The organism is Candidatus Halocynthiibacter alkanivorans (assembly GCF_003333265.1).
GTDB lineage: Bacteria > Pseudomonadota > Alphaproteobacteria > Rhodobacterales > Rhodobacteraceae > Halocyntiibacter_A > Halocyntiibacter_A alkanivorans.
This window is the reverse complement of record NZ_QOLB01000143.1, coordinates 1-17,918: the sequence shown is the minus strand read 5'-3', so window position 1 is coordinate 17,918 and position 17,918 is coordinate 1. Positions and strand designations below refer to the sequence as shown.

Genomic DNA, 17,918 nt, shown 5'->3' with positions numbered 1-17,918 from the left:
TCACCTGCTCAGCGGATCAGTTCAGCGGCGCCGGCGCCGTGGTGATGAAAAAATAGACCCATTCCCCCTTAAATTCACTGTCCAGTGCCCGCGCCCGCGCCACCCGGTCTTTCAGGAAGGTCAAATAGGGTTCTGCCGGCTCGCGGATCGGCCGCAGCCCGTCGTAAAGCGGCGTGGAGGCGGCAAAGGCCACCGCGATTTCCTGGCCAAAGGGCGGCCCCACCGTGATCGACAGCGACGGAAATCCGACACGTTCCTTACCAATGCCGATGGTGGTTTTGGCGTCCAGCTTTTCCAGCCCGACAATCTCGTTGGGCACCAGATGCAGCACCTGACCCTCGGCGTCAAAATAATCGACATAGAGATAAGCGTCATAATCCGGCGCCGACAGATCGAAACTCAGCCGTTGGCCTTCGCTGTAATCATAGGCGCGGGCATGGGCATCCGGCCCGACCAGGCGTTCGTCGCTGTCCTGGTCAGTGGATTGCGGCAGCCCGACACCGGCGATGCCGCTGAGCGCGCCGCACTGTGGTCGCGGCAAGATCAACAGATTGTCGGTCACCGGGATCGCATCTCCGATCTGCTCTTGGAGTGCGCTCAGAACCGGGCCGCGCAGCCCGTTCTCAGGGATATGGCCGCGCAGCTCCAGAGACCCTGTTTCCGGAATAAACGCCGCCTGAATGCGGGCGCAGGGCACCGATTGCAGAAACGCCGCGATACCGTCCCGCACTGAACCGGCATTGCTCTCGGATCCGGCCAGATCGCCGGGGCGCATAAAGGACTGGATCGCCGCAAGCGACACCGGGTCGACCGTGCCGTCCTCACCACTCCAGGCCAGGGTGGCACGGCCGCGCTCAGACGGCGGTGGCAGATCGCTCAGCCGCGCAGTCACGGCGGCGGCGCTGTTGGTAGCAGCCACGCCGCTGGCATCCTGACGGCGCGCCGGCTCTGCAGCGGGCGCACGGCTGTCCAGCCGGCTGCCGCTTTGCGTCGCCGCAGGCAGTGCCGAAGCGTTCAAAGCTGCCGGCGCGGCGGTGCGACGGGGCACTGCCGCCGCTGCCAGGCGTTCCGCGCGGGCGGCTGCGGCCATCAGCGCCTCGGGTGCGACCTGTTCCGCCATCAGAGCATCCGCGCGACTGGCCTGGCTTGCCAACCGCTCGGGCTGCGCGGCGCTCTCCATCAACCGTTCGGTCTGCACGGTACTGTCCATCAACATTTCGGGCTGAACTGCGCTGTCCGCCAGCCGCTCTGGCTGTACGGTACTGTCCATCAGCCGTTCGGGCTGCACGGCGCTGTCCGCCAGCCGCTCGGGCTGCACTGCGCTGTCATTCAATCGCTCGGGCAGCATGGCGCCTTCGCTCAGTCGCTCAGACTGCATCGCGCTGTCACGCAGTTGGGCGCCGCCGGGCAGGGGGCTGGCCAGTGCCTCCTCCGCCTCCAGTGACAGCGCCGCCTGGCCGTCCGCCCCGGTCGCTGCCGTGGCTGTCAGCACCTGTGGGCGCGCGCGGGATGCAGTCAGGTTTTCAAGCGGGGCGGCACTTGCTGTCAGCGCCTCTGCCGCGGCCGGCCTGTTGCTCAAACGTGTGCCCGACGGAGGTGTCACTGATGTCTGTTCCGCCGGCGCGGCACTGGCGTTCAGCGTCTCCGCATCGGGGCTCAGCGCCTCAGAGCGGGATTGCGGCACGCCGTACTGTGCCGCTGTTGCCGGGCGCAACTCTCCCGGCTGGCTGCTTTCAACCTCGGGCTCTGCCACCTGGGCCTGGCTTTGCTCCACCGGATAAGCGCTGATGTCGAGGCGGGACTCCGGCATCTCCTGATCCGGCACCGGCTCTGGCGTCACGGACAGTGGCAGCAGGAAAAACCCGGCCACATGTACCGCGACAGAGACGCCGGCAGCGCTCAGCCATATGCGCGGTGCCAGCGTCATGGCAGCGGCGCCGGGGTGACCACCAGGGCGACGTTTTGTGCCCCCAGCGCTTCGATCGCGCTGATCAGTGGCATCACCCGCCTCAGAGCGGTGTCTTTATGGGCGTTGATCCGGATCAGCAGCTGTGGGCTGACGTCAAGCCGGGCGCTTATCCCGGCCAGCACCGCGGCACGGTCTGTCGCAAACCCGTCGAGCGCCAGGGCACCGTCCTGGCCAATCGACACGGTGACACCGCCGGCAGGCATATCGGCACCGCTGAGCGCCAGCGGCGGCGCCACTTCAAACGGCGATGAGGCGTCCATCCGCCCGATCAGCATGAAAAACACCAGCAGGAAAAACACCACGTCGATCAGCGCCACAATGGTTTCGGGCACGACCCTTTGCCGGTTGCGGCGCAGCTTCATGGCGCGACCTCAAGGCGAATCACCCGCAGGCGCTGCACGCCGGCCCGGGTCAGCGCATCCACCACCGAAACCAGTGCCTGCAGCGTCGCCTGACCCGAGGGCAGTACCAGAACCTGCAGTCCTGCCTGTTGCGTCTGAGCCTCCTCAACGCGCGCGATCAGCCCGGCGACGGACAGGCTCTGGCCCCGGATCACCGGATCGCCGGCAGGAGATATCCGCACCAGCAACGTGTTCACGGCCGCTTGCGCCCCTGCAGTCGGCGGCGCCGGATCCTCTGGTGCGCGCTCCTCTGATTGTTCAACCGTGGGGATGATGTCCAGATCCAGGTATGTGGAGGTCACCATGAAAAACACCAGCAATATCAACATGACGTCGATCATCGGCACCAGCGAAATCAGCGTCTTTTGCGGCCGGGATCGTCTGAGTTCCATAGCGGAATCTGCTCCTCTGCTTGCGGACTGGCGCCGTTGCGCGACGTGGCCACGCGGGGCGCGCGGGACTTAGCGGCTTTTGCTCATCAGCATCCGCCCCGCCGCGCTTTCAATCATTTGTCCGGCGCCCTCAATTCGCGCAGACAGCAACGTGGCGCCGATGGCGGCGGGGATCGCCACGACCAGGCCGGCGGCGGTGGTCAGCAGCGCCTGCCATATACCGCCCGCCAGAAGCGAGGCATTGGCCGCGCCCTGGGCCAGTTCCAGCTCCTGAAACGACTGAATCATCCCCAGAACCGTGCCGAGGAGGCCTAAAAGCGGGCTGATCATCGCCACCAGCTCCAGCAGGCGGATATGCCGGTTCATTTCATCAAGCTCCTCATTGCCGCGCCTGGTCAGCTCGCCTTCGAGATCCTGGCGCTCAATGCCGTCCACCAGCCCCTGTGCCGCAAAGGCGGCCACCCGGTCGGCCGGCGATTTTCCCGCCCGAAGCGTCGCCACCGCCGCGGCGTGCTCGCCATCGCGCCACTGGTCCAGCGCCAACTCGCGCAGCTCCTTTCCAGAGCGGCAGGACCAGAGCTGCATGGTCTTGGCCACGATCAGCCCCAGGGACAGAAGCGATAAGAGCAGCAGGATAAGGATGATCGGACCGGCGGTGCCAAGGCTCTCTGCATAACTGCGCAACATGATCTATTTCACCAATGCGGCGCTGGTTTTGCTGTCCAGATCAATCAGCGCAAAACAATCGGTCTCGGCCTCATTCTGCGGTCTGCAACTGGGAATATCATGCAGTAGAATTTCAGAAATGTCACCGCAGGCAGTTTCTGGAATTTCAAACAATTTCAACGTGGTCCGCGCTGCCGGCAGTGGCGCGGCATCAATGGATAACAACCGGTCAATCACCCCCTGAGTGTTTAGCACTGCCAAGGACATTTCAAATCCTTCCAGCGTCAGGCCAGTCTGATTGCGGAACAGGAAAAATGCCCGGCAGCCGCCGCCTTCATCCTGCTCAAACTTGTTCAGCTCCACCGTCAGCCGGCCCTCTGCCGAAAGTACCGGGGCGGCGCTGAACAGCGCCAAAATCAGCGCCACCGCGCCTCTGCTCATCTGCCGCATAGGTGTCTCCTTATCTGCTTGTTTTGCGGTCCGGAACAGTAAAACCAGGGCTGTGCGCGATTCAGAACTTACGAAAGCGGACAGTCAGGGGCTGTTCTTCAGGCCGGCATCTCAACGGGTCTAACAGGGGCGCATCAGGTGCGGCCCGGGCAATATTGCCAGAAAACGAGAAGTTCCGCATTGGGTCAAGCCCTCAATTTTCCGGGAAATCAAACCATTAAAAAAAGATTTATAGATTTGCGCAACGTATATGCTACCGTTGGTTTAATTACTGATATCCAATTAGATTGCCTGAATTTGTTAGGGGGCCAAATGGAAATTCTGTCGCTGCTGAAAAGCCACAGTGACGATGCTCCAAGCGGTGAAAACCTTGAGTACGATCCGGTTTTTACCGAGCTTGAAATCGTGGCCCAGCCTGGCGAAGAACGTCAGGCGGGGGAGGAGATCCTTGCGGCCGAAGACCCTGATTTCCGCGAGATTTCCGCCAAGGCCGTTGAGGTGCTGGAGCGTAGCAATGATCTGCGCGCGGCAGTCTACCTGGCCGGCGCCACTCTGCGGCTTGAGGGGCTCACCGGGTTTGCCGGCGTGCTGGAGTATATTCAGGGCTGTCTCGATCAGTATTGGGACAGTTGCCATCCACAGCTGGATGAAGATGACGGTGACCCGACGATGCGCGTCAACGCGGTGCAGGCGCTGGCGGACCGCGATACCATCCTGCGGGCGCTGCGGCTGGCGCCGCTCACCGACAGCCGCACCTTTGGCAAGCTGTCCCTGCGCGATATCAACATTGCCGAAGGCGAAATCGCCGCGCCGGCGAAAATGGACAACGTGCCTGATACCGCCAGTGTTTCGGCGGCGTTTCAGGACACTGATGATGAGTATCTGAGCCAGGGGCTGGCTGCTGCAGTTGCGGCGCAGGCCAGCGCGGCGGCGATTTCGGCAAAGTTTGACGAGGAGCTGCCCGGCCAGGGGCCGGATCTGGACGAACTGGTCAAGACCCTGAAACAGATCACCGGAAAATTGCAGCAACACAGCGGGCTTGAGGTCGAAGTTGAGGAGGGCACCGCAGAAGACGGGAGCCCGGCAGGGGCGGCACCAGCCGTTGCAATGGCTGCGGCATCGGTCCCGGGGGCGATCAATTCGACCAATGACGTCTCCAACGCCATTGACCGCATCGTCGCCTATTATGAGCGCGAAGAACCGGCGAGTCCGGTTCCGGTGCTGCTGCTGCGCGCCAAACGCCTGGTTGGCGCCGATTTCATGGCGATCATCAAAGATATGGCGCCAGAGGCGCTGGACAGTGTCCGGCGCATCGGAGGCATTCGGGAAGAGTTCTAGCAACCGCTCTCCGGCGGCTTGCGATTTGTAAATCTATGTTCAGACGAGGAGTTCTAAATGGCCGGTAGTTCACAAAAATTCATAGCGCGCAATCGCGCGCCCCGTGTTCAGATCGAATATGATGTTGAACTTTATGGCGCCGAGAAAAAGGTTCAGCTGCCGTTCGTGATGGGGGTGATCTCCGATCTTTCCGGCAAATCCGAAGAACCTCAGCCCGCCGTCGCGGATCGCAAATTTCTGGAAATCGACGTCGATAATTTCGACGACCGGATGAAATCGATGAAGCCGCGTGCCGCTTTCACCGTGCCCAACACCCTGACCGGGGAGGGCAATATGGCGGTGGATATCACCTTTGAAAGCATGGATGATTTCTCACCCGCGGCGATCGCCAAAAACGTTGAGCCGCTGCGCAAACTGCTGGAGGCGCGCACCGAACTGTCCAACCTGATGACCTATATGGACGGCAAAACCGGGGCGGAAGACCTGATCGGCAAGATCATCCAGGATCCCACCCTGTTGAAAACCCTGGCGGCACAACCGGCCCCGGGCGCAGATCAGGACACTGAAAAGGACGGTGAATAAGCATGGCAGATAGCGACACAGACGACCTGCAAACCGCTGCCGAAGGTGCAACCGCCTTTGGTTCTTCTGAATTTGAAAGCCTGCTGCAAAAAGAATTCCGCCCCAAGTCTGACCAGGCCAAAACCGCCGTTGAACAAGCGGTGAAAACGCTTGCCGAACAGGCGCTGGTCAACACCGACCTGATCTCGGATGACGCGCTGCGCTCGATTGAAAGCATTGTGGCTCAGATCGACCAGAAACTGACCGAACAGGTCAATCTGATCCTGCACAATGCGGAGTTCCAGCAGCTCGAAAGCGCCTGGCGCGGGCTGCATTACCTGGTGAACAACACCGAGACCGACGAGATGCTGAAGATCCGGGTGCTGAACATCTCCAAAAAGGATATGCACAAAACCCTGCGCAAATTCAAAGGCACCGCCTGGGACCAGTCGCCGATCTTCAAGAAAGTCTATGAAGAGGAATTCGGCCAGTTCGGTGGTGAACCCTATGGCACCCTGGTGGCGGATTACCATTTTGACCACTCTCCGCCCGACCTGGAGCTGCTGGGCGAAATGTCCAAAATCGCCGCCGCCGCCCATGCGCCGCTGATTACCGGTGCCAAGCCCGAATTGTTCCAGATGGACAGCTGGTCAGAACTGGCCAATCCGCGCGATTTGACCAAGATCTTCCAGACCCCGGAATATGCCGCCTGGCGCAGCCTGCGCGAAAGCGAAGATTCCAAATACGTCGGCCTGGCGATGCCGCGTTTCCTTGGCCGTCTGCCTTACGGTGCCAAAACCGATCCGGTGGAGGCGTTTGCCTTTGAAGAGGACACCGACGGGACTGATGCCACCAAGTACGGCTGGGTCAATGCTGCGTACGGCATGGCAGTGAACATCAACAAGTCGTTCAAGGAATATGGCTGGTGCTCCCGCATCCGCGGGGTGGAATCCGGCGGTGCGGTGGAAAATCTGCCCTCGCATACTTTCCCGACCGATGATGGCGGTGTCGATATGAAATGCCCCACCGAAATTGCCATTTCAGACCGGCGCGAAGCCGAGCTGGCCAAGAACGGCATGATGCCTCTGATCCACCGCAAAAACTCGGATGTTGCGGCGTTTATCGGGGCGCAGTCGCTGCATAAACCGGCGGAATATAATGATCCGGACGCCACCTCCAACGCCAATCTGGCGGCGCGGCTGCCCTATCTTTTCGCCACCTGCCGTTTTGCCCATTACCTGAAATGTATCGTGCGCGACAAAGTCGGCTCCTACAAATCGCGCGATGATATGCAGAACTGGCTGCAGGAATGGATCAACGAATATGTTGATTTCACCGCCGATACCTCGCCGGAATCGGAAAAAGCGCGCAAACCGCTCGCGGCCGCAGAAGTGGTCGTGGAAGAGGTCGAAGGAAACCCGGGCTATTACACCTCTAAGTTTTTCCTCAAACCTCATTACCAGCTCGAAGGCCTCTCGGTGTCCCTCCGTCTGGTGTCCAAATTGCCCACCGAAAAAGGGTGATCAGGCAGGCGCGCTGTCTCGGCGCGTCTATTGTTGCAACCGCGGCCTATAGGGCCGGTTTTTACAAGTACTGGAGATCTGAACCATGTCATTCGATGCATTCTGTTACTCCCCAAGCCAGGGCGATCTGATACCCGGCGAAACCCAGGACACGACTTACAAAGATAAAAAAGCGTTCGAAATCCTGTCGTTTGAGCTGGGCGCTGAAAACAACATCAATATCGGGTCCATCTCGGCCGGGGGCGGCGCCGGCAAAGCGACGTTCAAAGAATTTACCGTGACCAAAAAAACCGACACCGCCTCGCCGGGATTGTTCCACAACCTGGTGACAGGCAAACATTTCACTGACCTGGAAATTCACCTGCGCCGCTCCAGCGGTGAAGCCAGCGCCTCGGGCAAACCCTTCCTGATCTTCAAGTTTGCCTTTGTCATGGTGCAGGACATTTCCTGGTCCGGGTCTGACGGCGACGATATTTGCGAAGAAACCGTAATCTTTCAATACGGTGCCATCCGGGTGGAATATTCCCAGCAAAAAGCCACCGGTGAAATGGCTGCGCCCAAAGTGGCCCAGTGGAGCCGCGTCACCAACCAGGCAACGATGGACGTCTGAGCGATCAGACCAGCCCGCGCAGGGCGGTATGCCTGCGCGGGATTTATGAGTGAACCGGACCCGGTGGGGGGTATGTATGACTGCAGAAGAGCATCTGAAATCCGGCGATCTGGCCGCAACGCTGGACGCGTTGCAGACCCAGGTCCGGGCGCGGGCTTCGGACCCGAAACTGCGTATCTTCCTGTTTCAGCTGCTTTGTGTTCTCGGCGACTGGAAACGCGCTATCACCCAGTTGAAACTCTGCGGCGAACTGGATGCGATGGCGGTGCCGATGGCGCAGACCTACCGCGAAGGCATCATCTGCGAAGTCTATCGCGAGAAAGTCTTTTCTGGCGAAAAAGAGCCGCTGATCTTTGGGGAACCCCAGGCGTGGACGGCGCTGCTGGTGGAGGCGCTCAAGCTCCAGGCCGGCGGCAATACCGCCGCGGCCGCGGCATTGCGCACCCAGGCGTTTGAAGCCGCGCCGGCGCTGGGCGGTGAATTGAACGGCACCCGCTTTGACTGGATTGCAGATGCGGATATGCGGCTCGGGCCGATGCTTGAGGTGGTGGTCAACGGCAAATATTTCTGGATGCCCTTCTCGGTGATTTCCTTACTTGAAGCCGAGCCGCCCGAAGACCTGCGCGACACGGTGTGGACGCCGGTGACGATCACGCTTCAGAACGGCGGCAACATCGTGGCGCTGATCCCGACGCGGTATGCCGGTACCGCCAGTCAGGACAAGGATGGGCTGAAACTGGCACGTGCCACCGACTGGCGCGATCTGGGCGAGGACACGTTTGCCGGTCTCGGGCAACGTCTGCTGGCCACGGATGCGGGCGACACCGCGCTTATGGACCTGCGCAGCCTGAAAATGGATCCGTTGACCGGGGCGGATGCTTCGGGCGGGGATAGCGTTGGCAATGGCTGACATTACTCTGACAGACCGGCTGCAGCCCTCTCTGCTGGATCGTCTCACCGATCAGGATCCGGACAGTCTCAAGGAAACCCGCGACTCCCGGGTGATCGACATCCGGCGTCTGCGCGACATTATTCAGCGCGACCTGTCCTGGCTTCTGAACACCAACAACAATGAAAGCGGGCTCGACCCGGTGCGCTATCCCAATGTGGCACATTCGGTGCTGAACTATGGCGTGCGCGAAGTCGCAGGCGAATTCAGTTCGGTTGAAAAAGCCGAACAGATCCGCCTGTCGGTGCTGCGCGCCATTGAACGCTTTGAACCGCGGCTTGAAAAAGGCTCGTGTGAGGTCGAATTCCGCGCCAGTGAAGGCAATGGAGAATCGGTGGTGACCTTTGATATCCGCGCCTTTATGTGGGCGCAGCCGCTGCCGATGGAACTGTATCTGCGCTCTCAGACCGACATTACCACCGGCGAATTCAAACTTGAGCGGAAGATGTAACGCGGATGGATACAAGGCTGCTCAGACATTACGAAGGCGAACTGGCTTTCCTGCGCGATATGGGCGCGGAATTCGCTGCGTCGTACCCCAAGATCGCCGCTCGTCTCGGCATGGAAGGCGTTGAAGTCCTTGATCCTTATGTGGAACGCATTCTGGAGGGCACAGCCTTTCTTTCGGCCCGGGTGCAGTTGGAACTTGAACTGCAGTTCCCCGAACTGACCAGCAACCTGCTGGAAATCGTCTATCCGCATTACCTGGCGCCAACGCCTTCAATGATGATCGCGGAATTTGTACCGGATCGTGAAAATTCTGCGGTGCGCGATGGCCATGTGCTGCCGCGCCACAGCCAGCTGCGCAGCACCCCGGGCGAAGGCGAGCAAACCGCCTGTATCTTTGAAACTGCGCGCGATGTGACACTGTGGCCGCTGGAAATAACAGAGGCGGAATATATCGACGGGCGCGGCCCACTGGTCGCCGCCGGAGTGGCCGGCAGCCATGAGGCGCGTGCCGCCATCCGTCTGCGGCTGCACCGCACCGATGGGGCACCGATCGCAAAACTGCCGCTGCAGGATCTGACGCTCTATCTCAACAACCAGTCAGCCCAAAGCTGGCAGTTGCACGAATTGCTCAGCACCGCCGTCACAGGCCTGTGCGGCCGCTCCACTGACCGGCGCGCCGACTGGGCCGAACCTTTGCGCGATGGCGCGGTGACGCCGGTTGGCTTTGCGTCTGATGAATCCCTGCTGCCGACGCCGCGCCAGTCCTTTGACGGCTACCGGCTGTTGCAAGAATATTTCGCGATGCCCGAACGGTTTCATTTTGTGGAACTGTCCGGCCTTGCCCCGGCCTTAGCGCGCGCCACGGATGCGGATGTGGATATCTATATCCTGCTGCGCGACGGGCGCGCCAGCCTGGCCGATACCATCACACCGGCGGCCTTTACCCTGTTTGCCACCCCGGCAGTGAACCTGTTTGAAAAACGCTGTGACCGGGTGCACGTCAGCAGCAAAGACGTGGAACAGCATGTGGTGCCCGACCGCACCGCGCCGCTGGATTACGAGATCTACGCTCTGCGCTCGGTGGTGGGGATTTCGGGCGAAGGCGCCGATGATGTCGCCTTCCGGCCGTTTTATTCCACGGATGATTTCACGCCGGCGGGCGACAGTTACAGCTGTTATTACACCCAGCGCCGCCGCATGCGCCAACGCAGTGAAAATGAACGCCTGCACGGGGTGCGCACCTCGTATCTGGGCTCAGAGCTTTACCTGTCGCTGGTGGATCAGAAACAGGCGCCCTACAGCGCCGAACTGGGCCAGCTGGCGGTGCGCGCGCTCTGTTCCAACCGCGATCTGCCGATGCTGATGAACACGGGCGGGGACGGGGTGTTTCATCTGCCCGACGGCGGCCCTGTGCTGGCGATCCGCACTCCGGTGACGCCGACAAGACCGCGTCCGACGCTGGCCCAGGGCGACAGCGCCTGGCGGCTGATTTCCCATCTCAGCCTGAATTACCTGTCGCTTGTGGACACCGAACAGGGCGGCGGCGCCTCGGCGCTGCGCGAGCTGATCGGCATCTATGCGCCCGACGGCGACCGGGTGATTGCAAAGCAGATGGAGGGTCTGACCGCCGTGGCCAGCCGCCCGATCGTGCGCCGGATGAGCGACGAGCTGATGTCCACCGCCGTGCGCGGGCTGGAGATAAAACTGACCTTTGATGAAAGCTTTTTTGAAGGCACCAGCGTCTATCTGCTCGGTGCCGTTTTAGAGCGGTTTTTTCGGAAATATGTGACGATCAACAGTTTCACTGAAACCGTACTTTTTACTGAACAACGCGGAGAGATTGCCAGATGGAGACCAGAGAACGGGCTCGCACGGACGATCTGACGCATTTTAAGCGACTGATCGACGCGCCGGAAAAACACCACTTCTTTCATGCCTTACGGGTGATTGAAGCACAGTATCAGGACGCGCCGCGTCTGGGTCTGTCGCGCCGCCCGTCTCAGGACCCGGTGCGCTTTGGCCAGGAGGCGGAACTGCAGTTCCCGCCGTCTTCGATTGCCGCGTTCCACCCGCCACAGGCGGCGGTGGCTGCCACCGGCGATGCGCCCGCTCGCCCCGGCGCGCCCGGCGTGCTGACCAACCGGTTTTTTGGCTTTTTTGGCCCCCAGGGCCCGTTGCCGCTGCACCTGACCGAATATGCCCGCGACCGCAAACGCAACTTTCGTGATTCCACCTTTATCGCCTTTGCCGACATGCTGACGCACCGCTTTACCAGCCTGTTTTACCGGGCCTGGCGGGCCGGGCAGCCGGCGCCCTCGTTTGACCGGCCCGGCCAGGACGAGGTGCAGGACCATATCGCCGCTTTTGCCGGGCTGCACGGGCGGGACCTGCGCGAACGGGACGCGATGCCGGAGCTGGCCAAGCGCCATTTCACCGCGCATCTGGCGTCGGGCAGCAAACACCCTGAGGGGTTGATTTCCATTCTGTCGGGGTTTTTCAACGCGCCCGTTCGCCTGCAGCAATTTGTCGGCAGCTGGCTTGAACTTGAACCCGGCGACCGCTGGCAGCTTGGCGCGCCCGCCGGCCTGGGCCAGACCACCAGCATTGGCGACCGGGTCTGGTCGCGCTCTGCCAAATTCCGTCTTCGTGTCGGGCCGCTGTCGCTTGAGGCCTATAAACGGCTCCTGCCGTCGGCGGCATCGCTGGAACGGCTCAGCGCCATCGTGCGCAATTATGTGGGCGATACGCTGGACTGGGATCTGAACCTTGTTCTGCTGGCGCGCGACGTGCCGCCGGCGGTGCTGGGCCAGGACACCCGTCTCGGTCACACCAGCTGGATTGGCGATCCGGCAGCAGACGGGCGGGACGCGGTGGATCTCTATCTTGCACCGGTGCACCGCCCCGCCGCCGCGCCCCCAGCCACAGTCAGCACCAGAAGTGCCGGCCCGGACATACATATTCCCCAGGTTACATCAGTGAGAGGTCAGTCAGATGAGTGAGATCAGCCGCGTCGCCCTGTTTGGAAAACTGAACAAGCCCGGATATCAGGCGGTCGAAAGCGCCACCGTCTTTTGCAAGATGCGTGGCAATCCTTATGTGGAACTGGTGCACTGGCTGCATCAGATCGTCCAGGGCCAGGACAGCGATATCCACCGCATCATTGGCCATTTCGAGCTGGAACCGGCGCGGCTAGCCGCCGACATGACCCGGGCGCTGGACCAGTTGCCGCGCGGTGCCAGCACCATCACCGATCTCTCGGAACATATCTCTGACGCGATGGAGCGGGCCTGGGTCTATGGATCCCTGCTCTACAGCTCGCCCCAGGTGCGCACCGGCCATCTGATGCTGGGCATGCTGAAAACAACGCCGCTGCGCAACATCCTTTATAATATTTCCGGCGAATTCAAAAAGGTCAGCGCTGACACTCTGGCAGATGAGTTTGCCAGCATCACCTCAGGTTCGCCCGAAGATGGGCTGCGGCCCCAGGACGGCTCCTCCACCGGCGGCGGCGCGCAGCCCGGCGAGGCTTCCGACGCCATTGCCCCGGCGCAGATGGGCAAAGAAGAGGCTTTGGCGCAGTTCTGCACCGATATGACCGAACAGGCGCGCAAGGGCGAGATTGACCGCATCGTCGGCCGCGACGAGGAGATCCGTCAGATCGTCGACGTGCTGATGCGGCGGCGCCAGAACAACCCGATCCTCACCGGCGAAGCGGGTGTCGGCAAGACCGCGGTGGTGGAAGGCTTTGCCTCCCGCATTGCGCGCGGTGACGTGCCACCGGCCTTGAAAGATGCGCGGCTGCTGTCGCTGGACATTGGACTGCTCCAGGCCGGCGCCTCGATGAAGGGGGAATTTGAAAACCGCCTGCGCTCGGTGATTGACGAGGTGCAGGCCAGCCCGGTGCCGATCATCATGTTCATTGACGAGACCCACACGCTGGTCGGGGCCGGGGGTGCGGCAGGCACCGGCGACGCCGCCAACCTGCTGAAACCTGCTCTGGCGCGCGGCACTCTGCGCACCATCGGCGCCACCACCTGGGCGGAATATAAAAAACACATCGAAAAAGACCCGGCGCTGAGCCGGCGCTTTCAGGTGGTTCAGATTGACGAACCTGACGTAACCAAGGCTGTGCTGATGATGCGCGGCATCGCCTCAATGCTGGAAAGCCACCATAAGGTTCAGGTGCTGGATGAGGGCATTGAAGCGGCGGTGAAACTGTCGGCGCGCTATATTCCCGCCCGCCAGCTGCCGGACAAATCGGTCAGTGTGCTGGACACCGCCTGCGCCCGTGTCGGTGTCAGCCAGCACGCGGTGCCCGCCGAGGTGGACGACAGCCGCAAACGCATCAGCGCTTTTGAGACCGAGTTGGAGATTATCGGTCGCGATGAAACCGCCGGCTATGACATTGGCACCCGACGTGACGAGGTTTTAACCGCTAAAACCACCGAAGAAGCCCGGCTGGAGGAGCTGAACAGCCGCTGGGAAGCGGAAAAAGTGGTGGTGGTGGAGATCCTCGATATCCGGGCGCAGTTGCGTGAGGGCGGTCTTCCAGTGGATACGCCCACCGACGAACCCATGGATGAGGTCGCGGGCGCCGCCGGTGACGCTCCGGGCGAGGCGCAGGAAACCGCAGGTGCTGAGCCCATCGATCCGACCGGGGCAGGGGCCTCCCCCCTGAGCGCCAAAGAACGCGCCGATCTGCTGGACACGCTGCGGGCGAAAAACGCCGAATTGCTGACACTGCAGGGCGAAGACCCGCTGATCCTGCCCATCGTTGACGCCCAGGCCGTGGCCAGCGTCATTGGCGACTGGACCGGCATCCCGGTGGGGCGCATGTTGCGCGACGAGTTGAAAACCGTGCTGGAGCTGGAAAAACGGCTGGCCAAACGGGTCATCGGCCAGGACCACGCGATGGAAATGATCGCCAAACGCATCCAGACCAGCCGCGCCGGCCTTGACAACCCGTCCAAACCGATCGGGGTCTTTATGCTGGCGGGCACCTCAGGCGTCGGCAAAACCGAAACCGCGCTGGCGCTGGCCGAAGTGCTGTATGGCGGCGAGCACAATGTCATCACCATCAACATGTCGGAATATCAGGAAGCCCACACCGTCAGCAGCCTGAAAGGTGCGCCTCCCGGCTATGTCGGTTATGGCGAAGGCGGGGTGCTTACCGAAGCAGTGCGGCGCAAACCCTACTCCGTTGTGCTGCTGGATGAGGTGGAAAAAGCCCACCCGGATGTGCATGAGATCTTCTTCCAGGTGTTTGACAAGGGCGTGATGGAGGATGGCGAAGGCCGGGTGATCGACTTTAAAAACACCCTGATCCTTCTGACGTCCAACGCGGGCTCAGAGCTGATCATGGACATGTGTTCCGACCCGGAATTGCTGCCCGAACCGGAAGGCCTGGCCACCGCCCTGCGGGAGCCATTGCTGAAAATCTTCCCCGCCGCGCTGCTGGGCCGGCTGGTGACGATCCCGTTTTATCCCCTGTCGCCTTATATGATCGCTGAAATCACCAAACTGCAGCTCAAGCGCATCCAGAAACGCATTCAGGACTCCCACGGGGTCGGGTTCAGCTACAGCGATGCGGTGGTGGATACGATTGTCGAGCGCTGCCAGGAGCTGGAAAGCGGCGGCCGCATGATCGACGCCATCGTCACCAACACCATGCTGCCCGATATTTCTGCTGAGTTTCTCAAACGTATGATGGAGGGGATCGATATTGCCAGTGTTTCGATCGACGCCAAAGACGGGGAATTCACCTACGCGTTTGGCTAAACCCCGGCGCGGGCGCCCGCGATGTGTTAATAATTGCTTGGAGTTTAAAAATGGCCGTTGTCAGCAAAAAGAAAATGAAAGCTCAGCTGGTACTTGAACTGACATCTGAAATGGACGCCGCCGTTAAAAAATGGGTGGTGGCGGACAAGGACCGCGCCAAATTGTTTGGCAAATTCACCTGGCGCGAGAACCCTGATCCGGAACTCGATACCCGCAAATGGAGCGAAAAAAAGCTCAGCAAGGCGCTGCTGGGGCTGGTGCGCTATGAGTTGAAGCTGATGGCGACCGGCGTCGCCCAGGTGCATAAAAAAGTTCAGAAAAACTCCGAAACCGACGATGGTGCCTATAAAGCCCTGGTGAAAATCCACGCGCGGGCCAGCAAGGACATGGCTGATAAATGTTCGCTGGCGGTGGAAGAGGTCGCCGGGGACAAGGGCGACAATACCAAGGCGCTGAAAGAGGGCAAAGCGACGCTCTCGGATCTGAAAGACATCAGCGCTGCCACGCTGTTTGTGAAACCGTTTCAGGACAGTTGCGCGGTGCTCAAAGACCTGGTGCAGGAGCTGACCGGCATCGAAAAAACCATGGCCATCGCCGACGACGCGCTGGAACGGGCGGAGAAAAAAGGTGACAAAGAGGCCGAAGCCGAAGCCGAACGTATACTCAGCCGCGCTGAAAAATCCGCCGACAAGGTCTTTGCCGCGGCCGCCAATCGCATGGACCTGGTCAAGGCGACTTTCGACAAAGCGAAAAAAGACGCCGATGGCGCGCTCACCGCGCTGGCCAAGATGCTCAGCGGCATCAAAAAGAACGATGACGTCAATGATCTTCTGAAAGTGCTCGCCGCCGACATGGAGAAAAACCGCTCCCTGATCGTGAAACTGGAAAGCGATCTGGCCGCCTTTGGCACCGATGTGAGCGGCATCTGCGCTTTTATCAAATCCAAACGCGAAGAAAGCCAGGGCAATGGCGCCGCCGCGTTTAAAAAGAAACTGCAACAGTTCGGCACCGCCAATAAGGGGCGCAAAAGCTCGGCCGCGGCAGTGGAAAAACTGGTCAAACAATTCGCCAAGTCATTCGCGACTGTTGACCGTGATCTGAAAAAATGACTGCAGAGCCGGGGGGCCGAAACATGGGTGAAAATTCAACATATGAAAGCCGCAAACCCGGCAGATTCAGCCGGGAAAACCTGCGCAAGTTTGTGGTCCGTGACGCGGTAAAAAATACCGTTCTTGCCGTGATCATCTTCAACGCAATCACCCTTGGCATGTCGACATCAGACGCTGTTATGGCCAATTTTGGTCCGTTGATGACATTGATTGACCGGGCGGTGCTGGGGATCTTTGTGCTGGAACTCAGCCTGAAGCTCTACGCGTTTGGCTGGTCCTTCTGGCGCGACCCGTGGAACATCTTTGATTTCTTCGTCGTCAGCATCGGCCTGATGCCGCAAACCAGCGGTCTGTCGGCGCTGCGCGGGCTGCGGGTGATCCGGGCGCTGAGGCTGCTCTCGGTGGTGCCGCAAATGCGCGCCGTGGTCCAGGCGCTGCTGGACGCGCTGCCTGGTATGGGGGCGGTGATCATCATGCTCAGCATCGTCTATTATGTCTTCGCAGTGATGGCGACGATCATGTATGGCGACGCCTTTCCCGACTGGTTCGGCACGCTCGGGCGTTCGCTCTATTCCCTGTTTCAGATCATGACGCTGGAAAGCTGGTCGATGGGCATCGTGCGCCCGGTGATGCTGGAATTTCCCTATGCCTGGGCGTTTTTTGTGCCTTTCATCATCATCACTGCCTTTTCGGTGCTGAACCTGTTCATCGGCTTGCTGGTCAACACGATGCAGTCTGCGGTGGAAGACGAAACCGAAAAGGAGCTGGAAGAGCTGCGCAATCTGGTGCGCACCGAAACCGATATTGTGGACAGCCATGTGGCTGAAATGCATGCGGAAATCAAATTGATGCGCAGTGAGCTTACTGCGCTCAGAAAGGCCCTGTGATGGCCGGGAATTCGCAAAAATTCATCGCCCGCAACCGCGCGCCACGGGTGCAGATCGAATATGACGTCGAGCTGTATGGCGCGGAGAAAAAGGTGCAACTGCCGTTTGTAATGGGAGTGCTGTCTGATCTGGCGGGCAAGTCTGCGGTGCCACAGCCGCCGGTGCAGGACCGCGCTTTTCTGGAAATTGACGTGGATAACTTTGATGCGCGGATGAAAGCGATGCAGCCGCGCGCCGCCTTTTCTGTGCCCAATACGCTGAGCGGCGAAGGCAATCTTCCGGTCGATCTGACGTTTGAACAAATCAGCGATTTTGAACCCGCCGCCATTGCAAACAAGGTGGAGCCGCTGCGCCGGTTGCTGCAGGCCCGCACAGAACTGGCGGATCTGATGACCTATATGGATGGCAAAACGGGGGCGGAGAGCCTGATCGAAACGGTGCTGCAGAACCCGGACCTGCTGCGCAGTCTCAGCGCCGCCACACGGCCCGACACTGTTACCGCGACCACTGAAGATGTTCCCGCGGATGTCGCTCTGGACGCATTGCGCGCCGCCGCGCCGGCGGATGCCGCGGCAGCGGCAGAGGAGACGTCGGACGCCACTCTTGGGGCGCTGCGCGCAGCAGCTCCACCTGAGCCTACCACAGAAGACAGCCCGGACGCCACGCTGGACGCTTTGCGCGAGAGCGCGACGGAGGACGTTACGGTCTCAGATGATCAGGCGGCAGCGCTGGATGCGCTGGCCGCGCGCGCACCGGAGGAGGCACCTGCAGGGGATGCTGGCAAGGCAGCGCTGGATGCGCTGCGGAGCGCCGCGCCCACGGGAGCGCCTGAAGC

16 protein-coding genes and 1 pseudogene are annotated in these 17,918 nt (G+C 60.8%); 12 read left to right on the top strand and 5 right to left on the bottom strand.

Going from position 1 to position 17,918, the window contains the following annotated elements:
• Positions 1-16 precede the first annotated feature (16 nt).
• The 5 genes from DWA01_RS18940 to DWA01_RS18920 all read right to left on the bottom strand — a co-directional run bounded on the left by DWA01_RS18940 (position 17) and on the right by DWA01_RS18920 (position 3,878).
• Positions 17-1,927 (bottom strand): DUF4384 domain-containing protein, encoded by a 1,911-nt coding sequence (locus DWA01_RS18940; RefSeq protein WP_114287373.1) that lies wholly within the window; start codon positions 1,925-1,927, stop codon positions 17-19.
• Positions 1,924-2,331: an ExbD/TolR family protein gene (locus DWA01_RS18935; protein ID WP_114287372.1), complete on the bottom strand. Its 408-nt coding sequence runs from the start codon at positions 2,329-2,331 to the stop codon at positions 1,924-1,926. Before DWA01_RS18935 ends, DWA01_RS18940 begins: the two co-directional genes overlap by 4 nt.
• Positions 2,328-2,762, bottom strand: coding sequence for an ExbD/TolR family protein (locus tag DWA01_RS18930; protein ID WP_114287371.1), 435 nt, complete (start codon positions 2,760-2,762; stop codon positions 2,328-2,330). The genes DWA01_RS18935 and DWA01_RS18930 overlap by 4 nt, the downstream gene beginning before the upstream one ends.
• 69 nt (positions 2,763-2,831) lie before the next feature.
• Complete coding sequence (locus DWA01_RS18925; protein ID WP_114287370.1) at positions 2,832-3,449, bottom strand: MotA/TolQ/ExbB proton channel family protein; 618 nt, start codon at positions 3,447-3,449, stop codon at positions 2,832-2,834.
• Positions 3,450-3,452: 3 nt separating this feature from the next.
• Positions 3,453-3,878, bottom strand: coding sequence for a hypothetical protein (locus tag DWA01_RS18920; protein WP_336470018.1), 426 nt, complete (start codon positions 3,876-3,878; stop codon positions 3,453-3,455).
• A gap of 312 nt (positions 3,879-4,190) precedes the next feature.
• Between DWA01_RS18920 and tssA the strand changes: the two genes are divergently transcribed.
• The 12 genes and pseudogenes from tssA to tssB (DWA01_RS23725) all read left to right on the top strand — a co-directional run.
• On the top strand, positions 4,191-5,216 hold the full coding sequence (gene tssA / locus DWA01_RS18915; RefSeq protein ID WP_114287369.1) for a type VI secretion system protein TssA: 1,026 nt from the start codon (positions 4,191-4,193) through the stop codon (positions 5,214-5,216).
• 57 nt (positions 5,217-5,273) lie between these two features.
• The gene (gene tssB / locus DWA01_RS18910) at positions 5,274-5,798 is read left to right on the top strand and encodes a type VI secretion system contractile sheath small subunit (protein WP_114287368.1); all 525 of its coding nucleotides are present in this window, start codon (positions 5,274-5,276) and stop codon (positions 5,796-5,798) included.
• 2 nt (positions 5,799-5,800) lie between these two features.
• Positions 5,801-7,300, top strand: a complete 1,500-nt coding sequence (gene tssC / locus DWA01_RS18905; RefSeq protein ID WP_114287367.1) for a type VI secretion system contractile sheath large subunit — start codon at positions 5,801-5,803, stop codon at positions 7,298-7,300.
• An 85-nt stretch (positions 7,301-7,385) separates the two neighbouring features.
• Positions 7,386-7,910 (top strand): Hcp family type VI secretion system effector, encoded by a 525-nt coding sequence (locus DWA01_RS18900; RefSeq protein ID WP_114287366.1) that lies wholly within the window; start codon positions 7,386-7,388, stop codon positions 7,908-7,910.
• A 76-nt stretch (positions 7,911-7,986) separates the two neighbouring features.
• Positions 7,987-8,820 (top strand): type VI secretion system accessory protein TagJ, encoded by an 834-nt coding sequence (locus DWA01_RS18895; RefSeq protein WP_114287365.1) that lies wholly within the window; start codon positions 7,987-7,989, stop codon positions 8,818-8,820.
• Positions 8,813-9,310 carry a type VI secretion system baseplate subunit TssE gene (gene tssE, locus DWA01_RS18890; protein WP_114287364.1) on the top strand — a complete coding sequence of 166 codons (498 nt, stop codon included), beginning with the start codon at positions 8,813-8,815 and terminating at the stop codon, positions 9,308-9,310. The genes DWA01_RS18895 and tssE overlap by 8 nt, the downstream gene beginning before the upstream one ends.
• A gap of 5 nt (positions 9,311-9,315) precedes the next feature.
• Positions 9,316-11,193, top strand: a complete 1,878-nt coding sequence (gene tssF / locus DWA01_RS18885; RefSeq protein ID WP_114287363.1) for a type VI secretion system baseplate subunit TssF — start codon at positions 9,316-9,318, stop codon at positions 11,191-11,193.
• Complete coding sequence (gene tssG / locus DWA01_RS18880; RefSeq protein ID WP_114287362.1) at positions 11,157-12,308, top strand: type VI secretion system baseplate subunit TssG; 1,152 nt, start codon at positions 11,157-11,159, stop codon at positions 12,306-12,308. Before tssF ends, tssG begins: the two co-directional genes overlap by 37 nt.
• On the top strand, positions 12,301-15,087 hold the full coding sequence (gene tssH / locus DWA01_RS18875) for a type VI secretion system ATPase TssH (protein ID WP_114287361.1): 2,787 nt from the start codon (positions 12,301-12,303) through the stop codon (positions 15,085-15,087). Before tssG ends, tssH begins: the two co-directional genes overlap by 8 nt.
• 50 nt (positions 15,088-15,137) lie before the next feature.
• Positions 15,138-16,196 (top strand): hypothetical protein, encoded by a 1,059-nt coding sequence (locus tag DWA01_RS18870; RefSeq protein ID WP_114287360.1) that lies wholly within the window; start codon positions 15,138-15,140, stop codon positions 16,194-16,196.
• A gap of 23 nt (positions 16,197-16,219) precedes the next feature.
• Entirely contained in the window at positions 16,220-17,083 is an 864-nt protein-coding gene (locus tag DWA01_RS18865; protein WP_114287359.1) for an ion transporter, read from the top strand.
• Positions 17,083-17,571 (top strand): annotated as a pseudogene (gene tssB / locus DWA01_RS23725) (type VI secretion system contractile sheath small subunit); the annotation flags it as partial. The gene DWA01_RS18865 and the pseudogene tssB (DWA01_RS23725), both read left to right, overlap by 1 nt.
• Positions 17,572-17,918: the final 347 nt, after the last annotated feature.